Consider the following 23245-nt stretch of genomic DNA (forward strand, 5'->3'; position numbering starts at 1 on the left):
CGATAGTGACTTCCAAGGCGGGCTTTGAACCGAGACGCTTTCAGAAACCGAAAGTTTAGGCCTTGTGTCTCGATCTGTTTAGTCGAGCCGCCTCACGAAACTGGAAGCGTGCCGCGCGCGGCTAGACACCTAGACAACATCAAACGGCCGCATTAACGCGATACATGGTGAGCGAACTGCGATGCCGCGCCGAGGCGGCGATGCCGATGACAAAGTAGCCCGCACTTAGCGGTCGAAGTTTCCCGAAATCATTACGTTTATGGAGCAAGCCTTGTAACGGCTTGAATTATTTTTTTGAAATCACCAAGCCAAAATTCCCCTTCGTCGGCCAGCCGACCGGCACGCGCCAGCATGGATGCCACCGCAACAACCAATTCGCAGAGCCTGATGAGGCGATACGAGCAGTATATGCTTCTGGCGCGAGAGGCCGCCCAGACCGGTGACCGGATCGAGGCCGAGAACCTCTCTCAGCACGCGGAACACTTTTATCGCACGGCCGCCCTGCAGAGAGCTGGCCAGCCACAATGAACACGAAGCCAATGTACACCGCTCCTGAGAGCAGGGATGAAAAGGCGTGGCTTAAAATCCTTGCAAAATATCGCACGCCGCATGCGGGCCGGAGCGTATTTGAGCTGGTGGTCACAGCCATCCCGTTCGCCGCCTTCTGGACGCTGACCTGGTTGGCGGTCCATTACGGCTTCTGGTGGGGTTTGGTCCTGATCATGCCTGCAGCGGGATTTCTGCTACGGCTATTCATGATCCAGCACGATTGCGGCCACGGCTCCTTTTTCGCCCGGCGGCACTTCGATGACTGGACAGGCCGTGTTTTAGGCGTCCTTACCCTGACCCCGTATGATTACTGGCGCAGGGCGCACGCTGCGCATCACGCGTCAGCCGGCAATCTCGATGAGCGGGGCGTCGGAGACATCACCACTCTTACTGTGACGGAATATTATGAACGGTCTCGGTGGGGACGGGTCGGCTATCGTCTCTACCGGCATCCACTGGTGATGTTTGGCATAGGCCCGGCTTGGCTCTTCCTGTTTCAGCAGCGCCTGCCGATGGGCATGATGCGCAATGGCATGCTGCCATGGGTGTCGACGATGGCCACCAATGTCGCAGTTGTCGCGATTGCCGCGCTCCTGATCTGGGTGATCGGCCCTGTCTCCTTTCTAATCGTCCACCTACCGATTGTCCTTTTTGCCGGTTCGATTGGCGTCTGGCTATTCTACGTGCAGCATCAATTCGAGGAGACACACTGGTCGAAAGAGCCGGAATGGCAGTTTCCAAAAGCCGCCCTGCACGGTGCTTCGTACTATGATCTGCCGCAACCTCTGCGCTGGCTGACTGGCAACATCGGCATCCACCACGTGCACCATCTCTCAAGCAAGGTCCCCTACTATCGCCTGCCGGAGGTCGTACAGAACCACCCGGAACTCGGCGAAATCGGCAGGATCACGCTGGGGCAAAGCCTCAGATGCGTAAAGCTAGTCCTGTGGGACGAAAGTAGTCGGCGGTTGATCTCCTTTCGTGAGGCAGCCGGTATCGCACGGGTCGCCGAGGAAACTCATTGAGATCTGCCCACAGGATACCTTTGCAGAAAAAATTGTGCGGCGCAGCATTCGCGCCCATATACGAACGAGTGTCCTATTGGACAGAGGAGACGGACGTGATCCAGCAAAAGAATTCTCGCCAGCTGACCGAGCTGAAGAACTTCGGTTCGAACCCCGGCTTGCTCAGATGCTGGCTTTATCTGCCGACCATCCTTGCTCCCAAAACGCCGCTCGTTGTCGTCCTGCACGGATGCACGCAGAATGCGGCGACCTATGACCACGGTTCCGGCTGGTCAAAGCTGGCGGAAGAAAAAGGGTTTGCGGTCCTGTTTCCCGAGCAGCAGCGGGCGAACAACGCCAACCTGTGTTTCAACTGGTTTGAGCCGGGCGATATTCGGCGCGATGCGGGCGAGGCTCTGTCAATCCGTGAGATGATCGGCCACGTCGTTGTGTCGCACGGAATGGATCCTGACAAGGTCTCCATCACCGGACTGTCGGCCGGAGGCGCAATGGCGAACGTCATGCTGGCAGCCTATCCCGAATTGTTTGCGGCCGGCGCGATCATCGGCGGGCTCCCTTATGGGATCGCTTCAGGTGTGGGGCAGGCATTCGAGCGGATGCGAGGCCATAAAGCCCCGAGCGTCAGCCAGTTGCAATTGGCCTTGACGACCGCGGCAATCAAGCTGGGGGACTACCCACGTATCTCTGTGTGGCACGGAACACATGACCAGACGGTGAAGCCCGTCAACGCAGAGCAGATCGTCCAACAGTGGGCCGGCGTGCACCACGTCTCCGGCACACCTGATGTGATCGAAACGATCAATGGCCATAGTCGTAAGGTCTGGCTCGATGAACGCGGCAGGCAGGTCATCGAGGTCAATCTCATCACGGGCATGGCTCATGGTGTTCCTTTGTCATTTGCGGCTGAAGCTCCACTGGGAAATTCCGGGCCGTTTATGCTGGAGGCAGGTGTTTCGTCGACCGCACGTATTGCCAGGTCTTGGGGTCTTGCCGATGATGCTGATGTCGCCATCGCCGAAGACGCATATCAGCGTGGCCCGGAGTTCACAGCCGCGCCCTCAGGCATTGAAGCTGTGATCGCCAAGGCAATGGCCTATGCAAAACCCGGCCCGGCTCGCGATGCCGCAGGTCGCGACGAACAAGGTGTTGGCAAGGTGATCAACGATGCGCTTCGTGCAGCCGGGCTGATGCGTTGATTGAACTGGCGCGGCGTGCAGAAGACAAGCTGTTGCCCCAGGTCAAGGGCGGGGGTTTTGCCGTCAACTTTCAGGGGTTCGCTCTTCATGCCGATGCTTGGTATTCGTCACCGTACTACCTACAATTTTCGACAGACCGTATCGTTGTCGACGCACCGCCTTATGCTCAGGCCGCGCGAGGGCCGCGAGCTCAGGCTGCTGAGCCATGAAATTTCCACTTCCCCCGAGGCTGAGCTAAGCTGGTCGCAAGACGTATTCGGCAATATAATCGCTTTAGCGACATTTCAGACGCCCAGCGACAGCCTTGTTGTGAACAGCTCGGCGACCGTGGATTTGAAGGCACCGGCGTGGCCCGTGTTCGACATCGCGGCTTCGGCGATCAACTATCCCTTCCTCTACCCAGAGAGCGATTGGACAGACCTTGGAGCGCTAACCGTTCAGCGCTATGACGATGCCGAGCACCGCCTCGCGACATGGGCGCGCGGCTTCGTCGCCGGCAGGCCTACGGATACACTGTCGCTCCTCAAGGATATCAGTCTGGGTATCGCATCGGCCATTGCCTACCAGAGCCGGGAAGAGGAAGGCACGCAAGCGCCGCTGATCACCCTTGATCGGCGTTGGGGCTCCTGCAGGGACCTTGCCGTGTTATTCGTGGAAACTGTCCGCACCCTGGGCTTTGGCGCCCGGATCGTCTCAGGCTATCTGTTCGATCCGGACAGCTCCCTCACCGGTTCCACGGACTGTGGATCGACGCACGCCTGGGCAGAGGTCTTCCTTCCAGGCGCTGGCTGGATCACATTCGATCCGACGAACCGCAGTATGGGCAGCGCCAACCTGATCCCGGTCGCCGTGAGCCGCGACATCGCCCAGGCCGTTCCGGTTTCAGGGAGCTTCGCGGGCGCGGCGGACGCGTTCCGGTCGATGGACGTGACCATAGAAGTAAAAGCAATCGTCTCGGCATAGGCCAGGCGGCACGAGAACGATCGTATTGGCTTGGCTGATTTCGAGCCTCGCCCACCCTTCGCTCATGATGGAGACCGAAACCCTGGCCCATCTATTTGCTGACTGTCATGAACTGAGAGGCGGGGGATCGGTGCCTTCGTTTAGAGGAAGCAGCTCCTTTCGCGGCAGCAGCATTGTGATACCATCCAAGCGATCTAACGAGCGCTCTCCAAGCTCAGACGCTCTAATAGTGAAAGCACAATCACCGGCTCGGACGGCAATGGCGCGAAAGCCCGTACTTTATTTAAGCAAGGCGCATTTCATTTTTTTAAGCTGACGAACTTAAGTATGCGCGTTTAATCACCCTGGGGACATTGAAAGGTGACCAGCTGCTGGCGGCGTGAAGCATTCGGCCCACACGCTCCATCGGCAGATAGGCTTTCTCAGGCGCGATCATAGGTGAACGACGTCAGCAGGGTCGTGACGAAGTTACTTGCCCGTTCCTTGACCAAGACTTCCGTCCATTCATCAGTGCCGCGCAGCCTGAGGTCAGAGTGGATGCTATCCACCGCTGCCTCCTCGATCCGTTTGATATGTGTTTTGAACGCTGCCTCGCCGCCAGAGTGATACATGTCACGGATGACCATCCGCAAAATTTCCTGGATCGCGATCTGCCAGGACGTGTTGATCGCCTGGAGCTCATTTTTATCCGGTACCATGGATGCTCCTATGGTGGTAGTGGTCTCACCTCGCCATCGAGATGAGCAAGGCGAAGGGCCAATCGATCGATGGCGGCGAAATTACGCTCGTCTTGCCTTCCGATTGGCGTAGCGCCGATCGCGTTCGGCCTTTCGCTCCGCTTCGTCATTGACGACCTTCGCTATGCGGTCGGCATCAGCAAGTGCAGCCGCATCCGCCGCAGTCTGCCGGTCTACTTCCTCGGTTGCGAGCCGGTGACGTTCTTCCACCTTCAAGCGCTCACGTTGGAGACGGCGCATTTCCCGGGCAGAAGCAATCGCTGCTCGTTCTTCCCGTTTGGCGACCCTGGCGGGCATATCTGCGACCTGTGCGGCACGGTAGGCGTTGACAAGGTCTTTTCTAGCATCCGCTGCTGCGGTGCGCCGGTCAACAAGGTCAGTGGTTTTAGGCTTCTTCAAATTTCATCCTCATAAGGTTGTTGCCCGTTGATCATTTAGATCTGGCGCGCTTCGCTAGAACACCGGAGGTCGCGCGCGGCGCGATCGTCCATTTCCTTCGCCAAGCGCGCTTCGCGAAGCCTCAATGTCTTCGCATCACGGGCCTTATCAGTGGACTGAACTTCTTCCACGGCCTTGTGCTTCGCAAGAAATTGCGTCTGGACGTTGCCAAAGGCGATTTCCGCCTGCTGGCGGGATTTGCTAAATCTCTCTGTCACATGGTTCCGATCACGTGCCCGATGGACGGGCGAAAAAGAAAAAGGCCAGGCAGAACGCCTGGCCTTGAATTGATAACGTGCCTCCGGCAATGCCAGTACATCCGTGGTCAAAGGGACAGCAGCTACCGAATTATGCGTTCTGCAGATTGCAGGCCGACATTTTGCCGGACTTGTTGTCACGCTCGAGCTCGAAGCCGATTTTCTGGCCTTCGACGAGTTCGCGCATTCCGGCGCGTTCGACGGCAGAGATGTGGACAAAAGCGTCAGCGCCGCCGTTGTCAGGCTGAATGAAGCCGAAGCCCTTGGTGGAATTGAACCATTTTACTGTGCCTGTGGTCATGATGAACCCTTTCAAAGCATAGAGTAGGGACCGCTAAAGCAACGCTTCGCGGACGGTGATAACGACTATTTTTGAGAGGAAGTTCGCTTAGAACGCGGTGCCAATCGCGCAGTAGACAAAGTTCGGCAAGCAAAAGATCGATGAACACATCAATAGATTATTTTCCTACATGGGTCAACTAATCTTTTTCCGCTTAAAAATTATTTGCGTCCATACCAATCAAAAGAAAATGATTTTCTTGGAATTGTGCGCTTGATTGATCTGCATGATCTTTCCGAGCTGGCCTGATGGTTTCGATCATAGGGTCGAAGAGGAGGAGTTGCGCCGGGAACTAGCAGGGAGTTGGTCTCGCGAAATTCCGACGATGGGATCGTGTCCCAAGGAGTGGTGTAGCTGGATTTCATAGCCATCGGTGATTTCCGGTAGGGTCGGGTTGCTTATGACCACCCTTAGGGACACTATCGATGACCGATGACATGATGAACCTGCGCTCACTCGTTGAGAAGAGCGCTGATGCCGATTTGCTGCGCGAGATGATCGGCTTTGCTGCTTTCGATGGCGCGTTCGGACGTAGCCAAACATGGTGCGTCCTTTCACGTTGGGTCGGAAGCGGGGTCACTTCCAGTCGGAGCCTCCCGTGAAAGGTTGGCCTCGATGGGGTGTTATGCGCCGGTTAAAGTACAAGCGCAACGTTCCATTCGTGATCACTTAAGTCTAGCTAATAGTGATCTCTGCTGTGTCTACAAATGTCCGATATCGGACATTTATTTTGCTAGAGCGGGAACATCGTCTCGCACAGACAGTTCGTACCCGTCTGGCCCTCAATATTCCTGTATCGCGGGGTCTTTCACCAGGGGCCTGCCTGAACCCTGAGCAGGCTCCTCTTTATCTCCGCGAGGTTGGCCTGTGCGCTACCATTTCCACATCCTGCACCTCGACCACACAATTGAAGACGAAGACGGCAGAGAATTCACCACATTTCTTGAAGCGCGCAATGCCGCCGAGAATAGTCTCCATGGGCTCTTGGTCGATGCGCTTGGCACTGCGCGTCGCTGGACGATCAGCGGTATCCAGATATGCGCGGACCGCAGCGAGGTGGGCGTTGTACGGGTCGATGCTGTGATTGCAAAACTGTTTCGCGATAGATGATCAAGCACAACGGCCAAGTGGATCTCACCTTGATCGCCGATTCAAATGAGTTGTTGCGTTCGCAGTGCACAAGCCTAGGGTAGTTCGGTCGGCAGCCACGTAATCGGGCACTGCCGCTTGAGAGCGCAGTGCTCCCGCCCCAACTTGGGGAGAAGGACAATGCTCCTTACTGATCGGCTAGATCACAACGGCAGATTTTCCTCCTATGATCTCGATCGCTTGAAACTCGAGTTCGAAAATTGGGAGATCCGGGCCTCTGAGTCAGCTCGGCAACAGCTCAGCGCAGACGGCTGGATGTTGATGTTTTGCGCGCTTGACACGTTTTCTCACCTCGACACCGGCACCTCGCCGGCGCACACATTCATGCAGACTTCAGCTAAGCGGGTACCGGCGGTGTCTCTTGTTTGGTCGCGCGGGGCGCAACGACGTTGCGAACGACCGAATTGGTTTGAATGAACATGAAGTGCGTTCGGTACAAACTAAGAAATCTGAGATTTGCGGAGGGCAAAGCCGCGAAAGTGGATGAGTGGCTAACCAAACAGAAAGTGATTGTTGCCAAGTCGCGCGGCAACGGCAAACCCGTTGACCTGGACAAAGAGTTGCTGCTGCGGCTCTACGACCTCAAGCGCCGCACCATCGATCGCTTGAAGCGAATCGAAGCGGCGCTAGACGCCAAGTCATAACGCCAGGGCAACACTGAGGCGCAACCTAACCAAGAGCGGGAGGTTATTATGGACCTGCGACGAATGACCGAAGACGCGTGTATATCATTTCTCGAAAGGCACACCTTTGGACATCTCGGATGTCTGGGGGAAGACTACCCATATGTGATCCCCGTTCACTACGCATATGATGCCAACAAGGTTTTTATGTTCTCGATGGCGGGGAGGAAAATCGAATACCTGCGGCGCAGACCGCTTGCGAGCCTGCAAGTTGAAGAATTGGCGAATGACAGAAATTGGACAAGCGTGCTTGTTCAAGGCCACTTCGATGAACTGCCGGACACGCCCGAGCGGCGCAATGAACGTATTCATGCGTGGGCCTTATTGCAGAAACGCCCATTCTGGTGGGAGCCCGGGACCTTCGAACTAAGCGCGGGAAGAGAAACGGCTAGCGGCGGTCCGATCTTCTTTAGCTTGTCGCTCGACGTGGTGTCCGGACGCCAGTCGAACGCGGCACCTGGGAGTGGGCGATAGCAGCGTTTTCAACCCTGCGTAAGCCGCGCGAAGCCTCCATTAATTTGAACGCTGGACAGGGTAGTCCTTCAAACATGGCCGCGGTTGGAAACGTGCCATCGGAAGTCTGGCTTCCATGGCTTGTCTTATGCTGGTTCAATCTCGGGCGTTTACTCCCGGCACTTCAGGCCAGTGCGCGCAACCGTACCGACGCCAATGAAAATTCCCCGCCTTGATCTTGAGCCTGTCGATATGACCGTGGAAAGGAACATATCGCGTGGAGCGAAAACCGGCTTCATAGTATCTTGCGGATCCGGACCGTCACCATGGACGAACTGGTCACCGCGGCCGGCCGGCAATCTGAACGCCTCATTGCGATCCGCCAGGACGACCAGATCATTCTTTAAAAGGCGTACAGAAGCAGGAAACGTAAGTTCAAACCGAAAAGCCGCCGTGTCAAACGGCGGCTCTCTTTCGACGGCGGATTCGCATCTGCAGTCCTTTCGTTTCAAGTTGCGATGGACGCTTGTCCGTGCCGCGACCGGGTGCCGGTTACCAGTGGGATTGACCAGCAACCGCTACGACAGCAACAAGACCAGCCAACGGCGAGGGTTCTTGCGAGAGGACGTCATAAGCGCAGGGTGCAGCAAAGATGATAGCCGCCAATGTGCCCAACAGGATATGTTTCATCAAGATCTCCTGGGTGTGCTCAAACGACTGTCAGAGCAACGTTGATGTTGCCGCGTGTTGCCTTGGAATAGGGGCAGGTCTGATGAGCTTCGTCGACGATCAACCGAGCGAGCTCCGGGTCCAGACCCGGCAGGCTGATATTGAGGCGGGCCTGCAGAAAATAAGCATCGCCCGTCATGCCGAGATCGACTTCCGCATCAACGGCGGTATCGGTGGGAAGACGGAGCTTGCGCTTGCCGGCGGCAAGGCCCATCGCGCCGATGAAGCAGGCTGACCATCCGGCTGCGAAGAGCTGTTCGGGATTGGTGCCCGCATGGACGCTGCCCGGAGGAGACAGCTTCACGACGAGCTGCTCATCGCTGCTGCGGGCTGAGCCATCGCGGCCGCCGGTGGTGCGGGTTTTGCCGGTATAGAGAACATTTTCAATCGTGATCATGGGAACACTCCTTGGTTTGATACCGCGATCTGCGACATCTGGTGACGGAGTGGTTTTGACCCTTTGACGTATCCCCTATGTTTCTAAAATCGGCCGAACTGTATCAAAGCGTACCGTCGGCAGATCTCGATACTTCGCATACAAAGCAGGAAGAAAATCAGTTGGCCCGAATGTTGACCTCGGCTGCCAAGCCTCCGCCGTCACGATTGTATATCCGGACGGAACCGCCGATTGCAGCCGCCAGCTGCTGGGCGATGGCCAAGCCGAGCCCTGTGCCGCCAGTCTCGCGATTGCGGGACTGCTCCAGCCGGAAAAACGGCTGCATGGCAGCTTCCAGCATGGCATCCGGAATACCGGGACCACGATCCATCACCGTGATGGCAATCTCACCCTCTTTCTTCCGCTCGACGCTGATTTCGGCGCTACCTGCAAATTTCAACGCATTGTCGATAAAGTTCGTGAGAATGCGGCGAAGGGCATGCGGTTTGGTCGATGCAATGCCCTGCACGAGACCGGCAACGCTGACGGCCTTGTCCATGTCCTGATAGTCGTAGGCGATGCTGTCGATAAAGGACGAGAGATCGATGCGCGAAAATTTCTCGCCATTGCCATGCGCACTGCGGGCGTAGGCGATCCCATCCTGCACGAGCCGCTCGATTTCACCCAGATCACGGACCAGTTTGTCCCTCTCGGGGGAATCGTCGGCCATGTCGGCGCGCAGTCGCATCCGCGTGATCGGCGTCTGCAGGTCGTGCGATATCGCCGCAAGGATCTGCACCCGCTCTTCGAGGTAGTGGGAAATCCTTTCACGCATGGCGTTGAAAGCGCGTGCCGCATGCGCCACTTCACACGGACCCCGCTCGCTGAGCGGTGGTCCCTTCTTGTTGGGATCAAGCGCGTCGGCGGCGGCCGCGAGCGCAGCCAGCGGGCGGATCGCCTGACGCACGGCGACCCATGTGCAAAGCACCAGGAGCACCATCTGGATGGCAAGGACATATGGCAACCATGCCGCGAGTGGCATCGGAGGCCGCGGCGTAATATCGATCGTCAAAGGACTTCCGTCGCTCAGTGTCAGATGCGCCTGCAGGCGGCTGATATCGCCGGGGATGGATTCCATGCGGATCGGATAGGTGCCGCCGATCGCCTCCTGGATTCGACCGCCGATTTCCTTACCCTTGCTAGAATTGTCCGGCACGCCCTGTAGTCCCGGCCCAAGCTCAAAACGATAGTTGCCGCGGCTTAGTCGGTCGAGCAGGTCGGCGCGCTGATCCGCCGGCAGGCGGTCGAGAACAGCAATTGAGGTTGCGACGTCGCTTTCCAGTGTGCCAAGCATGACGGCCTTGGCCGACATGGAACGCTCGACGAACAGGACCGTGAACGACAGGCCATAGGCAACAGCCAGGCCCAGCAACAAAATAACGAAAAGCCGAGCCCGCAGGGTGCTCGGCCAAAATCCGGAGCGAATAGCAACAGCTGCGCTCATGATCTGGCCTCTTCTATCGCCACCGGAACAGCAAAGACATAACCTTCGCTGCGCACCGTCTTGATATAGGTCGGCTCACGCGCATCATCCCCCAGCCGCTGGCGAACGCGGCTAACAAGCAGATCGATCGAGCGGTCGAAGAGTTCGGCATCGCGGCCTTGGGTCAGGTTTAACAGCTGATCGCGGTTAAGCACCCGTTGCGGATGATCGATGAAGACGCGCAGTAGCCGGTATTCGGCGCCACTCAACGCAATCTCGGTCCCGTCCTTGTCGAGAAGGTGCCTGCCGATCGTGTCGAGGCGCCAGTCGCCGAAACGGAGCCACTGTCCGGCCTCCGAAATCTGCAGGTTCGGCGGCAGCGCACGGGTGCGGCGCAGCACAGCTTTAATGCGCGCCAGAAGTTCGCGCGCCGCAAACGGTTTCGGCAGATAGTCGTCGGCGCCCATTTCGAGACCGATGATCCTGTCCATTTCGTCGCTACGAGCCGTCAGCATCAAGATCGGCGTCGCCTTGTGCTTGCCGGCGCGCAACTCGCGGCAAAGCACGAGCCCGTCATCGCCTGGCATCATGACATCGAGCACTATCAGATCGACCGTGTTGCCTTCCAGAAAACTGCGCATCTGGCGTCCATCGGCCGCGACGGACGTACGAAGTCCGCTTTTCGTCAGATAGCTCGAAACCAACTCGCGGATTTCACGATCGTCATCAACGATCAGGATGTGGTCGATATGCTCCATGTTCGAACTTCCGGATCCTTCTATCGGTCAGGCGAATGGCAGACTCGCCGCTTTCTCTTTTGACTCTGAATCGGCAGCCGCGAAACAGACAATTCTGTTCACGGCTGTCAGGACAGGTTTTAGAAACGATCGACGTCCAGAATGGCCTGGGCAAAGGCCTGTGGTGCTTCTTGCGGCAGATTGTGGCCGATGCCGCCCGATATGGTGCGATGCTCGTATCTACCGGTGAACTTTTTGGCGTATGCCGCAGGGTCCGGATGCGGCGCGCCGTTGGCGTCGCCCTCCATGGTGATCGTCGGTACGGTGATGACCGGGAAAGCAGCAAGTTTCTTTTCGAGTTCATCATACTTCCGCTCGCCATCGACGAGGCCAAGCCGCCAGCGGTAGTTGTGGATGGTTATGGCAACATGGTCGGGGTTTTCGAAGGCCTTGGCCGAGCGATCGAAGGTCGCGTCGTCGAAATCCCACTGCGGCGAGGCGAGCTTCCAGATCAACTTGGCAAAATCGTGCGTATTCGCGGCATAACCTTCGCGGCCACGCTCGGTGGCGAAATAGAACTGATACCACCACGACAGTTCGGCCTGCGGCGACAATGGCTTCTTGTTGGCCTCCTGGCTACCGATCAGATAGCCGCTGACAGAAACCAGCGCTTTGCAGCGCTCCGGCCAGATCGCAGCCATAATATCGGCAGTGCGCCCGCCCCAATCGTAACCGCCGATGACGGCGCGCTCGACCTTCAGCGCATCCATAAAGGCGATGATATCTGTGGCTATTGCGGCCTGCTGGCCGTTGCGCGGTGTATCGGCAGAGACGAATTCGGTCGTGCCATAACCACGCAAATAGGGGATCAGCACCCGGTAGCCGGCATCGGCGAGCACGGGAGCCACATCAACGAAACTGTAGATATCGTAGGGCCAGCCATGCAGCAGCAGCACGACCGAACCATTGGCGGGACCGACCTCGGCGTAGCCTACATTGAGCTCGCCGGCCTTGATCTGCTTCAACGCCGCGAAAGATGCATGCGAACCGGCCTTGACGGCCGGTGCGGCTGCCTTGGCGGCAGCAGCGCTGCTCAGGCCGAATTCGACCGCTGCCATTGTCATTGCGGCAAGACCAAAGAAGTGACGGCGCTGAAGATTGATTTCGCTGGACATTGTCTCTCTCCGTTTCGAGTTAGTGACATGGAGAAAACAACCGGCATGTATCCCGAGTGTTTCCGATATCCGCTATTATTGCGTCCGGATGTAGCCTCCGGCCTGCGGGATACATTCTGATACAGTTGGCTGCCTCCTCAAACGGAATCTGCTCCATCTGCTTCAGCAGGGCTGCAGACAGGCGCTCTTCCTACACTTCGGTACATATTGCCTCCGAACCGGACACATCCGGGATACATCGCCTCGATCAGATTGGCGCAGTTGCTGGTCGGGCCACATCGCCGTCCAGTGCCCGATCACCCGGTTTCAAAGGAAACGATGATGACACTTCTTATCATTGCCTACCTCGGAGGGGTGCTGACCATATTCAGTCCCTGTATCCTCCCCATCCTGCCTTTCGTCTTTGCCCGCGCCGGGCAGCCTTTCGTGCGCAGTACGCTGCCGATGCTGATCGGTATGGCCACCACCTTTGCGTTTGTGGCGACCCTTGCAGCCGTCGGCGGAAGCTGGGCAATCAATGCCAATGAATATGGTCGCCTCGCCGCGCTCATCCTGCTTGCGATCTTAGGCTTAAGCCTGATTTCGCCGCGTATCGCCAGCTTGATGACCCAACCGGTCGTCGGTTTTGGCAACCGCCTGCTAAACGCTTCCGGCAAGCCCGGTGCTGCGCCGACCGCCGCAAGCGCGCTGATCCTCGGCGTCGCGACCGGGCTTCTCTGGGCGCCTTGCGCTGGCCCGATTCTCGGTCTCGTGCTGACTGGTGCTGCCCTCCAGGGCGCCAATCTGCAGACAAGTATCCTGCTGCTCGCCTACGCAACCGGCGCCGCCACTTCGCTGGCAATCGCGCTTTCCGTCGGTGGAAAAATCTTTGCCGGATTGAAGAAATCGCTCGTTGTCAGCGAACGGATACGCCAGGGCCTGGGCGCCGCCGTCATCGCCGGTGTCGCCGTCATCGCACTTGGCCTCGACACGGGGCTGCTTTCGCGGCTCTCCTATGCCAGCAACGCGTCTTTTGAACAAGCGGTCCTGGACAGGCTGAATGTTGAGCCGACCGATGGCATTCCGCCGGAGGTTGCGAGCAACGACAAGTCGATCGGTCTTACCGATGCGACCAAACCGTTCCGCAGTGACTTGCCTGTTGAAGGCCCCGCACCCTCACTGGATGGCGCCGTCGAATGGCTGAACTCGCCGCCGCTCACGACGGAGCAGCTTCGCGGCAAGGTCGTGCTCGTCGATTTCTGGACCTATTCCTGCATCAACTGCATCCGCACCACGCCGTACGTTCGGGCCTGGGCCGACAAGTACAAGGACCAGGGTCTGGTCGTCATCGGTGTGCATGCACCGGAATTCGCCTTCGAGAAGAAGATCGACAACGTCAAAAAGGCTGTCGGTGATTTCCAGATCAACTATCCGGTCGCAATCGACAACGACTACAGAATCTGGCGCGCATTCGCCAACAGCTATTGGCCGGCTCACTACCTGATCGATGCCAAGGGCCAGATCCGGTACCATCACTTCGGCGAAGGCAATTACGGCCCGACCGAACAGGCAATCCAGGGCCTGCTGCACGAGGCTGGCAGTGAAATGGCCGAAAGCGCGCCGGTTGCACCTGACGCAAAAGGTGTGGAGGCCAGTGCGGACCTGAAACATGTCCGCTCGGGTGAAACCTACATCGGTTATCAACAGGCCACCAGCTTTGCCTCGAACGAGAGCATGCGTGCGGATGCCAGCAGGGACTATTCGGTCACCGAACCAGGTCTCAACCAGTGGGGCCTTTCCGGTAAATGGACCGTCGGCGCCGAAGAGGCGACCCTCGATCGGGCGGGCGGCAGTATCACCTATCATTTCAGCGCCCGCGACCTGCACCTCGTGCTCGGCCCAGGGGCAGATGGAAAGCCGGTCCGATTTCGAGTGACGGTCGACGGCAAGGCGCCCGAAGCCAACCGCGGCAGCGATATCGATGCGGATGGAAATGGCACGGTAACCACGACGAAGCTCTACCAACTGGTGCGCCAGACCGGCGAAGTGGACGCGCGCACCTTCGAGATCCGCTTCCTCGACCCCGGCGTCCAAGCCTACGCCTTCACCTTCGGTTGAATCCCTCACCTAACCTAAAAAGACAGGAGCACCACCATGAAACGCAACTATCTCTCCACCCTCGCCCTTGCTTTCGTCACCAGCGCCATTGCCTTTGTGGCCCAAGCGGCCGAAGTGAAGAACATCGTCATCGTCCACGGCGCTCTCGCCGATGGTTCTGGCTGGCGCCAAGCAACCGAAATCCTCGAAAGGCGCGGCTTCAATGTCACGATCGTGCAGGAGCCGATCACTTCGCTCGCCGACGATGTCGCCGCAACCAACCGGGTCCTCGACCTCCAAGACGGCCCGACACTGCTCGTCGGCCACAGCTATGGCGGTATGGTCATCACCGAAGCCGGCAACAGCCCTCATGTCGCGGGTCTCGTCTATATCGCGGCCTTCCAGCCGGACAGGGGCGAAAGCCTTATCAGTCTCGCGAGCTCCAAGCCGGCCGGCGGTATGAATATCCGCGAGACGAAGGACGGCAAATATCTCTTTCTCGATCCAGCCGCCTTCGCCAACGACTTCGCTGCCGACCTGCCGAAGGACGAGGCCGCCTTCCTGGCAAAATCACAGGTCTTCGCATCCAGGGACGCCTTCTCCGCAAAGGTCGGCGATCCCGCATGGAAGACCAAGAAAAGCTGGACGGTTGTCGCCACCCAAGACCGCTCGATCAATCCTGATCTCGAACGGGACATGGCAAAGCGCGCCGGAAGCCATGTGACGGAGATCCAGGCAAGCCATGCCGTGTTCGCATCGCAGCCTGAAAAGGTTGCCGAGGTTATCGAAGCCGCGGCGCGGCAGATTGGCGGCCAATGAGCAACAGCACTCGCGACATCCTCAACCTTCAACATAATTAAAAAGGAGATAGCCATGAAAAAATCACCTGCAACGGTCGCCGTCCTATTGTTCGCAATCATTGGAGCGGCATCATCGCCTGCGTTCGCCGTAGAGCCCTTGCGACGCACCGATCTTATTAAAAACGACATCGATGTGCCTGGCCACGAGGTCGTGCAGGTTCGTGTCGATTTCTCGCCCGGGGTGTTGGCCGCCAGGCATTCCCATCCCGGTGAAGAAATTGCTTTTGTGATTGAAGGAACTCTCGAATACACATTAGACGGGCGCGCGCCGGTCATCCTCTCTGCCGGTCAGTCGCTATTCATCCCGACCGGCGTTGTACATTCAGCTCGAAACGTCGGCACCGGCAAAGCATCAGAGCTCGCAACCTATATTGTGGAAGACGGAAAGACCCTTGTGGTTCAGTCAAAGTGAGAAGCTGCGCCGAATGCGCGGGAGCTTTGGCTTCCCGCGCATTCGACGAGATGCGTTGGCTATGTCCGGCAGTTTCAGGAAGCGAACAGTCGTTCACCCACTTGCAGTACCTGTTTCTGCGACAAAAGCGAATATCGGGTATGCCGACATTCACTCGTACGCGTAATCGCACCAATCTCCACGACTTGCTGAAGGTCACTTGTCGCTAAGCGCGGCCTGGTCTAACGGTCAGACGGGGCGCGGGCTTTTCGGCATTTCGTTGGGAATACGCCCCATGGCGACTCCTCTGATGGCCTGAAGAGATCGCGAAGTCTTTGGATCAATTAGATCCGGGCGCCACCCGTGGCATCAATGATCTGCCCGGTCGTCCAGCGGGCATCGTTCGATGCAAGGAAAGCGATCACATCTGCAATGTCGTCAGGACGGCCGACACGCGAGAAGACCGACAGTGCCTCGGCGCCGGCGCGGGCATCCGGCGACGCCAGCCATTCGGCATTCATGTCCGTTTCGGTAACCCCTGGCATGACCGCATTGACGGTGATCCCGCGGACCGCGAAGTCGGGCGCCAGTGCGAGCGTCAGGGTCTCCAGCGCGCCTTTGGAAGCAGCATAGGCCGGGTGGGTGGGTGCTGCGATCCGGGTGAACCCTGTGGAGACGTTGATGATGCGGCCATTGTTGCGAATATGATCGGCTACCGCCTGGATCAGGAAGAATGGCGCCTTGTAGTTGATAGTCATCACCTCGTCGAAGACAACCTCGCTAGTCTGTTTCAACGGGACCGCAGGCGCAATGCCCGCATTGTTGACTAGAATATCGAGCCCGACCGATCCCGTTTGCGCACGCGCCGCGTCGCTGAACTGTGTCCAGAGGCTGTCGGCCGCCTCCTTGCCCTGGAGCAGATCAGCCTTTACCGCGACGGCCTTGACGCCCAGTTCCTCGATTTCCCGCACGGTGGCTTTGGCCGCATCCGGATTGGCGGTGTAGTGCACACCGATCAGCGCGGCACCTTCCTTTGCAAAAGCGAGCGCGACCGCCCGTCCGATCCCCCGTGAGCTTCCGGTGATAAGCGCAATCTTGTCTGCGAGTTTCCTGGACATGATCTACTCCGTTGCCAATTAAAATAGTGATCGCTATATTAAGGGTGGAAACATATCTGTCAACAATTAAATAGGGACCACTATTTTAATGGAGCCGGTTCGTAAACGAGGAAGGCCCCGCGTGCTCGATCGCGACACCGGGCTCGACATCGCGGCACGCCTGTTCTGGGAACGAGGCTACGAAGGGACGTCGACCGCCGACCTGACCAAAGCAATGGGGATCAACCCGCCGACGCTCTATTCAACCTTCGGTTCGAAAGAGGAATTGTATCGACAGGCGCTGGATTTCAGCATCGCCCGCGAAAGCGGTTGCCGAGGGGAAATCCTGGCATCCGCCCTGCCCGCTTATGAGGCACTCGGTCGCTACCTTTACAATATTGCCGATGGCGATACCCAGCCGGACAAGCCCGCGGGCTGCATGGTCTCCACCGCAGTTCTGCAGCATGCGGAAGAAAATGCCTCGGTCGCTCGAATGACGGCAGCCCTTCGAGAGGCATCGATGCAGGTTCTAAAAGCCCGCTTCGATCGCGCCGTCAGCGAGGGCGAACTGCCAGCCGGGACTGATACCGACACGCTGGCACGCTTCTATGGAGCGATCATTCAGGGCATGTCGGCCCAAGCCTGCGATGGTGCTTGCAACGCGCTTCTGAAACGGCTGATCGACGTCGCCCTGACAGCCTGGCCCGGGAAACGCACGACCGTCACCGGAAGCTTGGATTGAAGACCCGTCAGCCACTTATTGTCACCGCGAGGATAGCCGAGAGGGATATCGAGCCGTTCGATCGCCTTCGGCAGAGGCATTTTCCCCCGGACCGCAATGTTCTCGGCGCGCATCTGACAGTGTTTCACAGGCTGCCAGGCGAGTATCGTGACAGGATCTGTAAAACGCTTACTAACGTTGCGGCACAGGCGAGAGTAACGACAGCGACGGTCAGCAGCCTCCGACACCTCGGCGCAGGCGTCGCCTTCATCGTCACATGCCCAGAGTTGGAGGACATCCGAGCAGGACTGAAGGCCGAGTTCGTCGCGTGGCTGGGCTCGCAGGACGTTCAGACCTGGCGGCCGCATATCACAATCCAGAATAAGGCGCCGAGAGCAACCGCCGACGCGCTCTATCGCGACCTGACCACGAGCTTAGAACCCCACACCATTGAAATCCTCGGCCTCGATCTGTGGAACTATCTTGGGGGGCCGTGGGAGCATTTGAAATTTTTGCCTTTCGACACGCGGCCTTTGGGATGAGGGCAAAACGGAATATTGCCAATCATGCCCGGAACCGGGCGAAAAACTCTTAAATGTCAGGTGGGCGAATGGCTCTCCGGCTTCAGTCAACGCGACCGGAATCACTGGTCCCTCGGGCATGTGGGCATCACGGAAGCGATCGCGTCAACCGAGTGGCTCAAGTGTTCTAAGCTCCTCTTGAAGGATGTGAACCTTCAACCCGTGCTTCCTTGACAAAACTTGGGTGGGGGTTAGGTTCGAAACGCTCGAAATCCCGAGTTATTTGAGACACGCTAGACAGGGTAACCAGAGGGAACCATGTCAGTCGTTGTCCGCAACAACGTACATATCCAAGGTAACGGCACGCGGACGATTGTCTTCGCCCACGGGTTCGGATGCGATCAGAACATGTGGAGGTTCGTTGCCCCCGCGTTCGAGTTTGGCTTCAAGACCCTACTTTTCGATCATGTCGGGGCGGGTCACTCAGATCTCTCCGCCTACGATCCGGCAAAGTATTCGAGTTTGTCCGGTTACGCTGATGACGTCGTCGAGATCGGCCGGGAGATAGGACTTTCCAACGCGGTATTCGTCGGCCATTCCGTGAGCGCGATGATCGGCGTGCTTGCGTCGCTGAAAGCGCCTGACCTTTTCGAGAGCCTCATCCTTGTGGGCCCATCCCCGCGGTACATCGACGACGCCGAATACGTTGGTGGCTTTGGACCTGCGGAGATCGAAGAGCTATTGGAATTTCTGGATGACAATCACATGGGATGGTCCGAGGCAATGGCGCCTGCGATCATGGGCAACCCAGACCGACCAGAGTTGGGCGAGGAACTGACGAACAGCTTCTGTCGAACCGATCCGGAGATCGCCAAGGCGTTTGCCCGCGTCACCTTCACTTCCGACAATCGCGCCGACCTTCCGAATGTAACGGCCCGGACAATCGTACTTCAAAGCCGCGATGACATCATCGCTTCCGAAGGCGTCGGTCGTTATGTGTATGAACACGTACCGGGCAGCCAGATTGTTCTTTTGGACGCAACTGGACACTGCCCAAACCTGAGCGCGCCTCGCGAAGTGATCGCCGCGATCCGTGACTTCCTTTGAGAACCTTGATGGATTCTGACCGCGACACGCAGACGGAAGATCTGGAAGACCTCTACGAAAACGCGCCCTGCGGGTATCTCTCGCTCGGGCCGGATGGCCTTATCATCAAGTCCAACAAGACGTTATCGAGGTGGTTGGGTATTCCGGCGCAAGATCTCCTCGGAAAACGCATGCGCGACCTGCTGAACACAGCCGGCCGCATATTCTACGAAACCCACTTTGCGCCACTTCTTCGACTGCAGGGTCATTTCGACGAGGTCGCGCTCGATCTCAAACTGCAGGATGGGAGCAGGTTTCCCGTCATCGCAAACGCAACGGAAAAGCGCAACGCCGACAACGAGCTTCTCTTTACCCGTGTGATGCTCTTTCGGGCAACCGAACGGAGGCGCTACGAACGCCAGCTCGTCGATGCCCGTGCGGCGGCCGATGCCGCGGGCGCAGAAATGCAGATAGAACTCGATATTGAGCACAGGAATGCCGAACTCAGAGAACAGTTTATTGCCGTTCTAGGCCACGACCTTCGAAATCCGCTCGCATCGATCAGCGCCGCAAGTCGCCTTCTTCGAAGGGAAACGGCGACGGCAAAGGCAACCACACTACTCGACCTCATGCAGGGTAGCGTCCAGAGGATGTCCGATCTCATCGACAACGTGCTTGATTTCGCGCGGGGTCGCCTCGGAGGCGGAATAGGTCTGCAGATCAGGCCGGAAGAGCTTGCCCCGATCATTCTCCACGTTGTCGACGAACTCCGTTCCAGCGATCCTGATCGCATCATTGAGGCCGACATCAATCTCGATCAGCCTGTCGCTTGCGATGGAGGACGAATAGGCCAAATGGTATCCAACCTGGTCGGGAACTCAATCACCTATGGACAGGTTGACGCACCAATCAGGATATTCGCTGGCGTGAGCGGTGAGAACTTTCAGATCTGGGTAGCAAACCAGGGCACGCCGATTCCCAAGGACGTGCAGGCAAGCCTTTTTGAGCCATTCATCCGCGGGGAGGCTAGCGGCAATCGTCAGGGGCTGGGCCTCGGCCTTCATATCGCATCGGAAATCGCTCGCGCCCACGGTGGGAGGCTGGACGTTGCGTCTGATGCCATCGAGACCCGCTTCACCTTCACGATGCCGCTTGCGCAGATCGCCGACGACAATGTCGGCGTCCGATAGGAACTAAGACTGCTACCCGTCTGCACGGGGTTGTGGCTCGGCCGCCCGCAAACGGCCGAGTGTTGGTCAGGCTGCCTTTTCGGCGTTCTGGTTGACCACAGAGGTGGCGATCGATGTGAGCGCAAGGTCGGTGGCCTGTTCTTCGTCGAGCGTCGTCTGCAGCAGCTTGGCTGCCTCCTTCATCCCAAGCTCTAGCGCCCATGTGCGCAACGTGCCGTAGCGCGACATTTCGTAATGCTCGACTGCCTGTGCAGCGGCGAGAAGGCCGGCGTCAAGAGCTGGTGTGCCGGCATACTCCTCCATGACCTCAGAACCTTCCTTGACGATGCCCATCATGGCATCGCAGGTCTTCTGTTCCGGCTTCTTTCCGATGATCTTGAAGACCTCCTCGAGACGTTCGATATGAACCTTGGTCTCTCCCAGGTGCTTGACGAAGGCGCCCTTAAGCTGCTTGCTCTGGGCTGCCTCCTCCATCTTGGGAAGCGTGGCGACGATCTTGTGTTCGGCGAAATAGACGTCTTTCAGGGTGTCGTGAAAGAGGACGTCAAGCGTTTTGGATTCCTTGGCCATGATAGCTCCTTGGGGTTCTGTATCTCTATTGGGAATGCACCGCTTCGTCAGGGTGGCGGTCGATAAGGCTGTGATCGCGCATCGAAGGCGCCGAGCGAACATCATGCGATGGGTCGGAGAGACTTTTTTCGATCGCGACTATCACGACCGTGACGTATGAACCGACCCCGAGAGGTTAAGTTCCACGCATGACCGCACTTATCGACCTCACCCAGATTAGACTCCGTCCTTCCCGCGCCATCCAGGAGCACGCGCAGACCTTTGGCCTTCGTACATCGGAAGCCAGACGGATCCTTGCCTTTTGACATAGCCGGCCAGATTGAGGCGCCTGCAGGAGTTAAGGCGTCAAGGCGATCACAATCGCGGATGGGATGGTGGAAAAGGCCCCATGGGCTGGCTCGCAATGCAGCAGCGCCGCCAAGGACAGGAGCGGCGCACGGCTCGACGCCGGGAAATCATATCCGTTGCTCGTCCCGGCGAATGCTCCAGTGAAAGATTTCGGGCCACCACGGTCGACAACGCGACAACTCGCTGCTTGAGCATACCCTGATTGGAGGGGATAGATTGATGAGCCTCAATCGATCCGGCGCGGTCGTCATTGACGAGCGCGCAAACAGGGCTCGCTTCCCTTCATGGAGGAATCGTCGCAACGTATGTCACCTATCGTGCGGACGTGAATGCGTGAACACTGTATAGATGAACTGCCCCCACTTTCGACCGGACACTCAGCATAAGCAGGAAGGCTCAAGCACAGGCTTGAGGATAAGCTTATGTCTAACGAGTTTCGACAGGTTGATCTGATGATCGGTGACGTCCGGCGGCGACGCTGGACAACGGAGCGCAAACTGCAGATCATCGAGGAAAGCTATGCCGCCGGGGAGACCGTTTCCTCCGCGGCGCGGCGACATGGAGTTGCGCCAAATCTTCTGTATCGCTGGCGTAGGCTCCTTAGCGAGGGAGGTGCGGTGGCCGTGGATTCTGACGAGCCAGTGATCGGCAATTCCGAGGTGAAGAAGCTGGAAGATCGAGTGCGCGAGCTTGAGCGCATCCTCGGGCGCAAGACGTTGGAGAACGAGATTCTCCGCGAAGCTCTTTCCAAAGCCCACTCAAAAAAACCGATATCGCGGCCGATCTTGTTGCCGAAGGACGGTTCCCGATGAAGACCGTGGCTGACGTCCTTGGCGTATCGAGGTCCAATCTCGTGGAGCGTCTTAAAGGCAAGTCTAAGCCGCGTGGATCATATCTCAAAGCGGATGATGCCGAGCTGCTGCCTGCCATTCGTAAACTCGTGGATGCTCGGCCGACCTATGGCTATCGGCGGATCGCTGCCCTTCTCAACAGGCAGCGGCGAGCCGCCGATCTGCCCGTCGTCAATCGCAAGCGAGTGCATCGCATCATGGCCAATCACGCCATGATCCTTGAGAAACACACGGCGGTGCGAATTGGTCGTGTCCACGACGGCAAGGTCATGGTGATGCGGTCTAATCTCCGCTGGTGCTCGGACGGGCTTGAGTTCACTTGCTGGAATGGCGAGGTGGTTCGTCTCGCGTTCATTATCGATGCGTTTGACCGGGAAATTATCTCATGGGCAGCCGTCGCCAATGCCGGGATATCCGGCTCCGACATTCGAGACATGATGTTGGAGGCCGTCGAAAAGCGCTTCGGCGCAATCAGCGCCCCGCATGCAATAGAACATCTATCTGATAACGGCAGTGCATATACCGCGAGGGAGACCAGGCTGTTTGCCCAAGCCCTCAACCTGATCCCATGCTTCACGCCCGTGGCCAGCCCACAATCGAACGGCATGTCTGAAGCCTTCGTCAAAACCTTGAAGCGGGACTACATACGCATCTCATCCATTCCGGACGCCGACACAGCTCTCCGGAAGATCGACGGATGGATTGAAGACTATAATGAAATCCATCCACACTCAGCGCTCAAAATGGCCTCCCCAAGGGAGTTCATCAAAGCATTGTCTCAATAGCTGAGCTGTCCGGCGAAATGGGGGGCACTCCAATAGAATTATACCGTGCCAATCAAAAAAGATCATTGGATTCTTTGACTTACCTAACGTAGGTTCCGTCCATATCCATGATACGTTCATGGTAATCCCTTAGATGCATTAGCAACTGCACACTTTGCAGTGCAGCTGCTCTCAACTTCTCGGAACTAGAGCTTTCCCTCCACCGTTTTGTCCGTTACCGTGCATATAGACCGATTGCGACATTTGTTTAGAGGTCATTGTGCGCTCTACAAAAGCCCGCTGATGACCTGAACTAAGTTGAAATACGATGAGTGTCACTGCCATCGTATGGGATCGTCCGCTGTTAGCCCTGAACCAACCGAGCCTGCGGCGGACGGTCCTTTAAAGAAGAGAGCCCCACGACTGTCGCCGCGACAGTTCTCTGATGGGGTCATCACAGGCGGCAGTGGCTTCCTTAAT

25 protein-coding genes and 1 pseudogene are annotated in these 23245 nt (G+C 57.7%); 16 read left to right on the forward strand and 10 right to left on the reverse strand.

The window, feature by feature from the left end; translation table 11 throughout:
- Positions 1–351 precede the first annotated feature (351 nt).
- The 4 genes from AB4Z25_RS14905 to AB4Z25_RS14920 all read left to right on the forward strand — a co-directional run bounded on the left by AB4Z25_RS14905 (position 352) and on the right by AB4Z25_RS14920 (position 3733).
- Positions 352–528, forward strand: a complete 177-nt coding sequence (locus tag AB4Z25_RS14905; protein WP_112386791.1) for a DUF4167 domain-containing protein — start codon at positions 352–354, stop codon at positions 526–528.
- Positions 525–1574, forward strand: a complete 1050-nt coding sequence (locus tag AB4Z25_RS14910) for a fatty acid desaturase family protein (RefSeq protein WP_112386790.1) — start codon at positions 525–527, stop codon at positions 1572–1574. The genes AB4Z25_RS14905 and AB4Z25_RS14910 overlap by 4 nt, the downstream gene beginning before the upstream one ends.
- Before the next feature lie 95 nt (positions 1575–1669).
- Positions 1670–2770 (forward strand): extracellular catalytic domain type 1 short-chain-length polyhydroxyalkanoate depolymerase, encoded by a 1101-nt coding sequence (locus AB4Z25_RS14915; RefSeq protein WP_112446018.1) that lies wholly within the window; start codon positions 1670–1672, stop codon positions 2768–2770.
- Between the two features lie 87 nt (positions 2771–2857).
- The gene (locus tag AB4Z25_RS14920; protein ID WP_112386788.1) at positions 2858–3733 is read left to right on the forward strand and encodes a transglutaminase family protein; all 876 of its coding nucleotides are present in this window, start codon (positions 2858–2860) and stop codon (positions 3731–3733) included.
- 422 nt (positions 3734–4155) lie between these two features.
- Here AB4Z25_RS14920 and AB4Z25_RS14925 read toward each other — a convergent pair whose 3' ends face one another.
- The 4 genes and pseudogenes from AB4Z25_RS14925 to AB4Z25_RS14940 all read right to left on the reverse strand — a co-directional run bounded on the left by AB4Z25_RS14925 (position 4156) and on the right by AB4Z25_RS14940 (position 5466).
- On the reverse strand, positions 4156–4431 hold the full coding sequence (locus AB4Z25_RS14925; RefSeq protein ID WP_112386787.1) for a hypothetical protein: 276 nt from the start codon (positions 4429–4431) through the stop codon (positions 4156–4158).
- 81 nt (positions 4432–4512) lie between these two features.
- Positions 4513–4869 carry a DUF6481 family protein gene (locus AB4Z25_RS14930; RefSeq protein WP_112386786.1) on the reverse strand — a complete coding sequence of 119 codons (357 nt, stop codon included), beginning with the start codon at positions 4867–4869 and terminating at the stop codon, positions 4513–4515.
- A 31-nt stretch (positions 4870–4900) separates the two neighbouring features.
- A pseudogene (locus tag AB4Z25_RS14935) lies at positions 4901–5126 on the reverse strand (hypothetical protein).
- Between the two features lie 130 nt (positions 5127–5256).
- Positions 5257–5466 carry a cold-shock protein gene (locus AB4Z25_RS14940; protein ID WP_037135461.1) on the reverse strand — a complete coding sequence of 70 codons (210 nt, stop codon included), beginning with the start codon at positions 5464–5466 and terminating at the stop codon, positions 5257–5259.
- 464 nt (positions 5467–5930) lie between these two features.
- Between AB4Z25_RS14940 and AB4Z25_RS14945 the strand changes: the two genes are divergently transcribed.
- From AB4Z25_RS14945 to AB4Z25_RS14960, 4 genes are all read left to right on the forward strand, one after another.
- Positions 5931–6107 (forward strand): hypothetical protein, encoded by a 177-nt coding sequence (locus tag AB4Z25_RS14945; RefSeq protein WP_162698873.1) that lies wholly within the window; start codon positions 5931–5933, stop codon positions 6105–6107.
- 265 nt (positions 6108–6372) lie between these two features.
- Positions 6373–6615, forward strand: coding sequence for a DUF6894 family protein (locus AB4Z25_RS14950; protein ID WP_112446017.1), 243 nt, complete (start codon positions 6373–6375; stop codon positions 6613–6615).
- Between the two features lie 452 nt (positions 6616–7067).
- On the forward strand, positions 7068–7298 hold the full coding sequence (locus tag AB4Z25_RS14955) for a hypothetical protein (protein WP_112386782.1): 231 nt from the start codon (positions 7068–7070) through the stop codon (positions 7296–7298).
- Positions 7299–7346: 48 nt separating this feature from the next.
- The gene (locus AB4Z25_RS14960; RefSeq protein ID WP_112386781.1) at positions 7347–7811 is read left to right on the forward strand and encodes a pyridoxamine 5'-phosphate oxidase family protein; all 465 of its coding nucleotides are present in this window, start codon (positions 7347–7349) and stop codon (positions 7809–7811) included.
- A gap of 688 nt (positions 7812–8499) precedes the next feature.
- Here the strand turns inward: AB4Z25_RS14960 and AB4Z25_RS14965 are convergent.
- From AB4Z25_RS14965 to AB4Z25_RS14980, 4 genes are all read right to left on the reverse strand, one after another.
- The gene (locus tag AB4Z25_RS14965) at positions 8500–8916 is read right to left on the reverse strand and encodes an organic hydroperoxide resistance protein (RefSeq protein ID WP_112386780.1); all 417 of its coding nucleotides are present in this window, start codon (positions 8914–8916) and stop codon (positions 8500–8502) included.
- A gap of 157 nt (positions 8917–9073) precedes the next feature.
- A complete protein-coding gene (locus AB4Z25_RS14970) occupies positions 9074–10399 on the reverse strand; it encodes an ATP-binding protein (protein ID WP_112386779.1) in 1326 nt (441 codons plus the stop codon).
- Complete coding sequence (locus AB4Z25_RS14975; protein WP_112386778.1) at positions 10396–11136, reverse strand: response regulator; 741 nt, start codon at positions 11134–11136, stop codon at positions 10396–10398. The genes AB4Z25_RS14970 and AB4Z25_RS14975 overlap by 4 nt, the downstream gene beginning before the upstream one ends.
- A 119-nt stretch (positions 11137–11255) precedes the next feature.
- Positions 11256–12290 carry an alpha/beta fold hydrolase gene (locus tag AB4Z25_RS14980; RefSeq protein ID WP_112386777.1) on the reverse strand — a complete coding sequence of 345 codons (1035 nt, stop codon included), beginning with the start codon at positions 12288–12290 and terminating at the stop codon, positions 11256–11258.
- A gap of 321 nt (positions 12291–12611) precedes the next feature.
- Here AB4Z25_RS14980 and AB4Z25_RS14985 point away from each other — a divergent pair, with 321 nt between their 5' ends.
- The 3 genes from AB4Z25_RS14985 to AB4Z25_RS14995 are packed head-to-tail and all read left to right on the forward strand — an operon-like array spanning position 12612 to position 15638.
- Positions 12612–14387: a cytochrome c biogenesis protein DipZ gene (locus tag AB4Z25_RS14985; RefSeq protein ID WP_162698909.1), complete on the forward strand. Its 1776-nt coding sequence runs from the start codon at positions 12612–12614 to the stop codon at positions 14385–14387.
- 36 nt (positions 14388–14423) lie between these two features.
- The gene (locus AB4Z25_RS14990; protein WP_112446016.1) at positions 14424–15185 is read left to right on the forward strand and encodes an alpha/beta hydrolase; all 762 of its coding nucleotides are present in this window, start codon (positions 14424–14426) and stop codon (positions 15183–15185) included.
- A 54-nt stretch (positions 15186–15239) separates the two neighbouring features.
- Entirely contained in the window at positions 15240–15638 is a 399-nt protein-coding gene (locus AB4Z25_RS14995; RefSeq protein WP_112386774.1) for a cupin domain-containing protein, read from the forward strand.
- A 323-nt stretch (positions 15639–15961) separates the two neighbouring features.
- Here the strand turns inward: AB4Z25_RS14995 and AB4Z25_RS15000 are convergent, their stop codons facing one another.
- A complete protein-coding gene (locus AB4Z25_RS15000; RefSeq protein ID WP_112386773.1) occupies positions 15962–16735 on the reverse strand; it encodes an SDR family oxidoreductase in 774 nt (257 codons plus the stop codon).
- 88 nt (positions 16736–16823) lie between these two features.
- Here AB4Z25_RS15000 and AB4Z25_RS15005 point away from each other — a divergent pair, with 88 nt between their 5' ends.
- From AB4Z25_RS15005 to AB4Z25_RS15020, 4 genes are all read left to right on the forward strand, one after another.
- Positions 16824–17456, forward strand: coding sequence for a TetR/AcrR family transcriptional regulator (locus tag AB4Z25_RS15005; RefSeq protein ID WP_112386772.1), 633 nt, complete (start codon positions 16824–16826; stop codon positions 17454–17456).
- A complete protein-coding gene (locus AB4Z25_RS15010; protein ID WP_112386770.1) occupies positions 17453–17977 on the forward strand; it encodes a 2'-5' RNA ligase family protein in 525 nt (174 codons plus the stop codon). Before AB4Z25_RS15005 ends, AB4Z25_RS15010 begins: the two co-directional genes overlap by 4 nt.
- Positions 17978–18274: 297 nt before the next feature.
- A complete protein-coding gene (locus tag AB4Z25_RS15015; protein ID WP_112446015.1) occupies positions 18275–19063 on the forward strand; it encodes an alpha/beta fold hydrolase in 789 nt (262 codons plus the stop codon).
- A gap of 8 nt (positions 19064–19071) precedes the next feature.
- Positions 19072–20232, forward strand: a complete 1161-nt coding sequence (locus AB4Z25_RS15020) for a PAS domain-containing sensor histidine kinase (protein WP_112386767.1) — start codon at positions 19072–19074, stop codon at positions 20230–20232.
- Between the two features lie 66 nt (positions 20233–20298).
- On the opposite strand, the gene AB4Z25_RS15025 is transcribed toward AB4Z25_RS15020, so the two are convergent.
- Entirely contained in the window at positions 20299–20802 is a 504-nt protein-coding gene (locus AB4Z25_RS15025) for a YciE/YciF ferroxidase family protein (protein ID WP_112386765.1), read from the reverse strand.
- Between the two features lie 770 nt (positions 20803–21572).
- Between AB4Z25_RS15025 and AB4Z25_RS15030 the strand changes: the two genes are divergently transcribed.
- A protein-coding gene (locus AB4Z25_RS15030) for an IS3 family transposase (protein WP_112390950.1) occupies positions 21573–22786 on the forward strand; the annotation gives its coding sequence in 2 pieces (ribosomal slippage) (positions 21573–21909 and positions 21909–22786; 1215 coding nt in all).
- The last annotated feature ends 459 nt before the right edge of the window (positions 22787–23245 follow it).

The organism is Rhizobium sp. RAF36 (assembly GCF_052114105.1).
Taxonomy (GTDB): Bacteria; Pseudomonadota; Alphaproteobacteria; order Rhizobiales; family Rhizobiaceae; genus Rhizobium.

What these genes read in the sequence shown, in the direction of transcription:
- AB4Z25_RS14905 (WP_112386791.1), top strand. Translation starts at nt 352, where the DNA reads ATGGATGCCACCGCAACAACCAATTCGCAGAGCCTGATGAGGCGATAC.
- AB4Z25_RS14910 (WP_112386790.1), top strand. Translation starts at nt 525, where the DNA reads ATGAACACGAAGCCAATGTACACCGCTCCTGAGAGCAGGGATGAAAAG.
- AB4Z25_RS14920 (WP_112386788.1), top strand. Translation starts at nt 2,858, where the DNA reads ATGCCGATGCTTGGTATTCGTCACCGTACTACCTACAATTTTCGACAG.
- AB4Z25_RS14925 (WP_112386787.1), bottom strand. Translation starts at nt 4,431, where the DNA reads ATGGTACCGGATAAAAATGAGCTCCAGGCGATCAACACGTCCTGGCAG.
- AB4Z25_RS14940 (WP_037135461.1), bottom strand. Translation starts at nt 5,466, where the DNA reads ATGACCACAGGCACAGTAAAATGGTTCAATTCCACCAAGGGCTTCGGC.
- AB4Z25_RS14945 (WP_162698873.1), top strand. Translation starts at nt 5,931, where the DNA reads ATGACCGATGACATGATGAACCTGCGCTCACTCGTTGAGAAGAGCGCT.
- AB4Z25_RS14955 (WP_112386782.1), top strand. Translation starts at nt 7,068, where the DNA reads ATGAACATGAAGTGCGTTCGGTACAAACTAAGAAATCTGAGATTTGCG.
- AB4Z25_RS14960 (WP_112386781.1), top strand. Translation starts at nt 7,347, where the DNA reads ATGGACCTGCGACGAATGACCGAAGACGCGTGTATATCATTTCTCGAA.
- AB4Z25_RS14965 (WP_112386780.1), bottom strand. Translation starts at nt 8,916, where the DNA reads ATGATCACGATTGAAAATGTTCTCTATACCGGCAAAACCCGCACCACC.
- AB4Z25_RS14970 (WP_112386779.1), bottom strand. Translation starts at nt 10,399, where the DNA reads ATGAGCGCAGCTGTTGCTATTCGCTCCGGATTTTGGCCGAGCACCCTG.
- AB4Z25_RS14975 (WP_112386778.1), bottom strand. Translation starts at nt 11,136, where the DNA reads ATGGAGCATATCGACCACATCCTGATCGTTGATGACGATCGTGAAATC.
- AB4Z25_RS14980 (WP_112386777.1), bottom strand. Translation starts at nt 12,290, where the DNA reads ATGTCCAGCGAAATCAATCTTCAGCGCCGTCACTTCTTTGGTCTTGCC.
- AB4Z25_RS14985 (WP_162698909.1), top strand. Translation starts at nt 12,612, where the DNA reads ATGACACTTCTTATCATTGCCTACCTCGGAGGGGTGCTGACCATATTC.
- AB4Z25_RS14990 (WP_112446016.1), top strand. Translation starts at nt 14,424, where the DNA reads ATGAAACGCAACTATCTCTCCACCCTCGCCCTTGCTTTCGTCACCAGC.
- AB4Z25_RS14995 (WP_112386774.1), top strand. Translation starts at nt 15,240, where the DNA reads ATGAAAAAATCACCTGCAACGGTCGCCGTCCTATTGTTCGCAATCATT.
- AB4Z25_RS15000 (WP_112386773.1), bottom strand. Translation starts at nt 16,735, where the DNA reads ATGTCCAGGAAACTCGCAGACAAGATTGCGCTTATCACCGGAAGCTCA.
- AB4Z25_RS15005 (WP_112386772.1), top strand. Translation starts at nt 16,824, where the DNA reads ATGGAGCCGGTTCGTAAACGAGGAAGGCCCCGCGTGCTCGATCGCGAC.
- AB4Z25_RS15015 (WP_112446015.1), top strand. Translation starts at nt 18,275, where the DNA reads ATGTCAGTCGTTGTCCGCAACAACGTACATATCCAAGGTAACGGCACG.
- AB4Z25_RS15020 (WP_112386767.1), top strand. Translation starts at nt 19,072, where the DNA reads ATGGATTCTGACCGCGACACGCAGACGGAAGATCTGGAAGACCTCTAC.
- AB4Z25_RS15025 (WP_112386765.1), bottom strand. Translation starts at nt 20,802, where the DNA reads ATGGCCAAGGAATCCAAAACGCTTGACGTCCTCTTTCACGACACCCTG.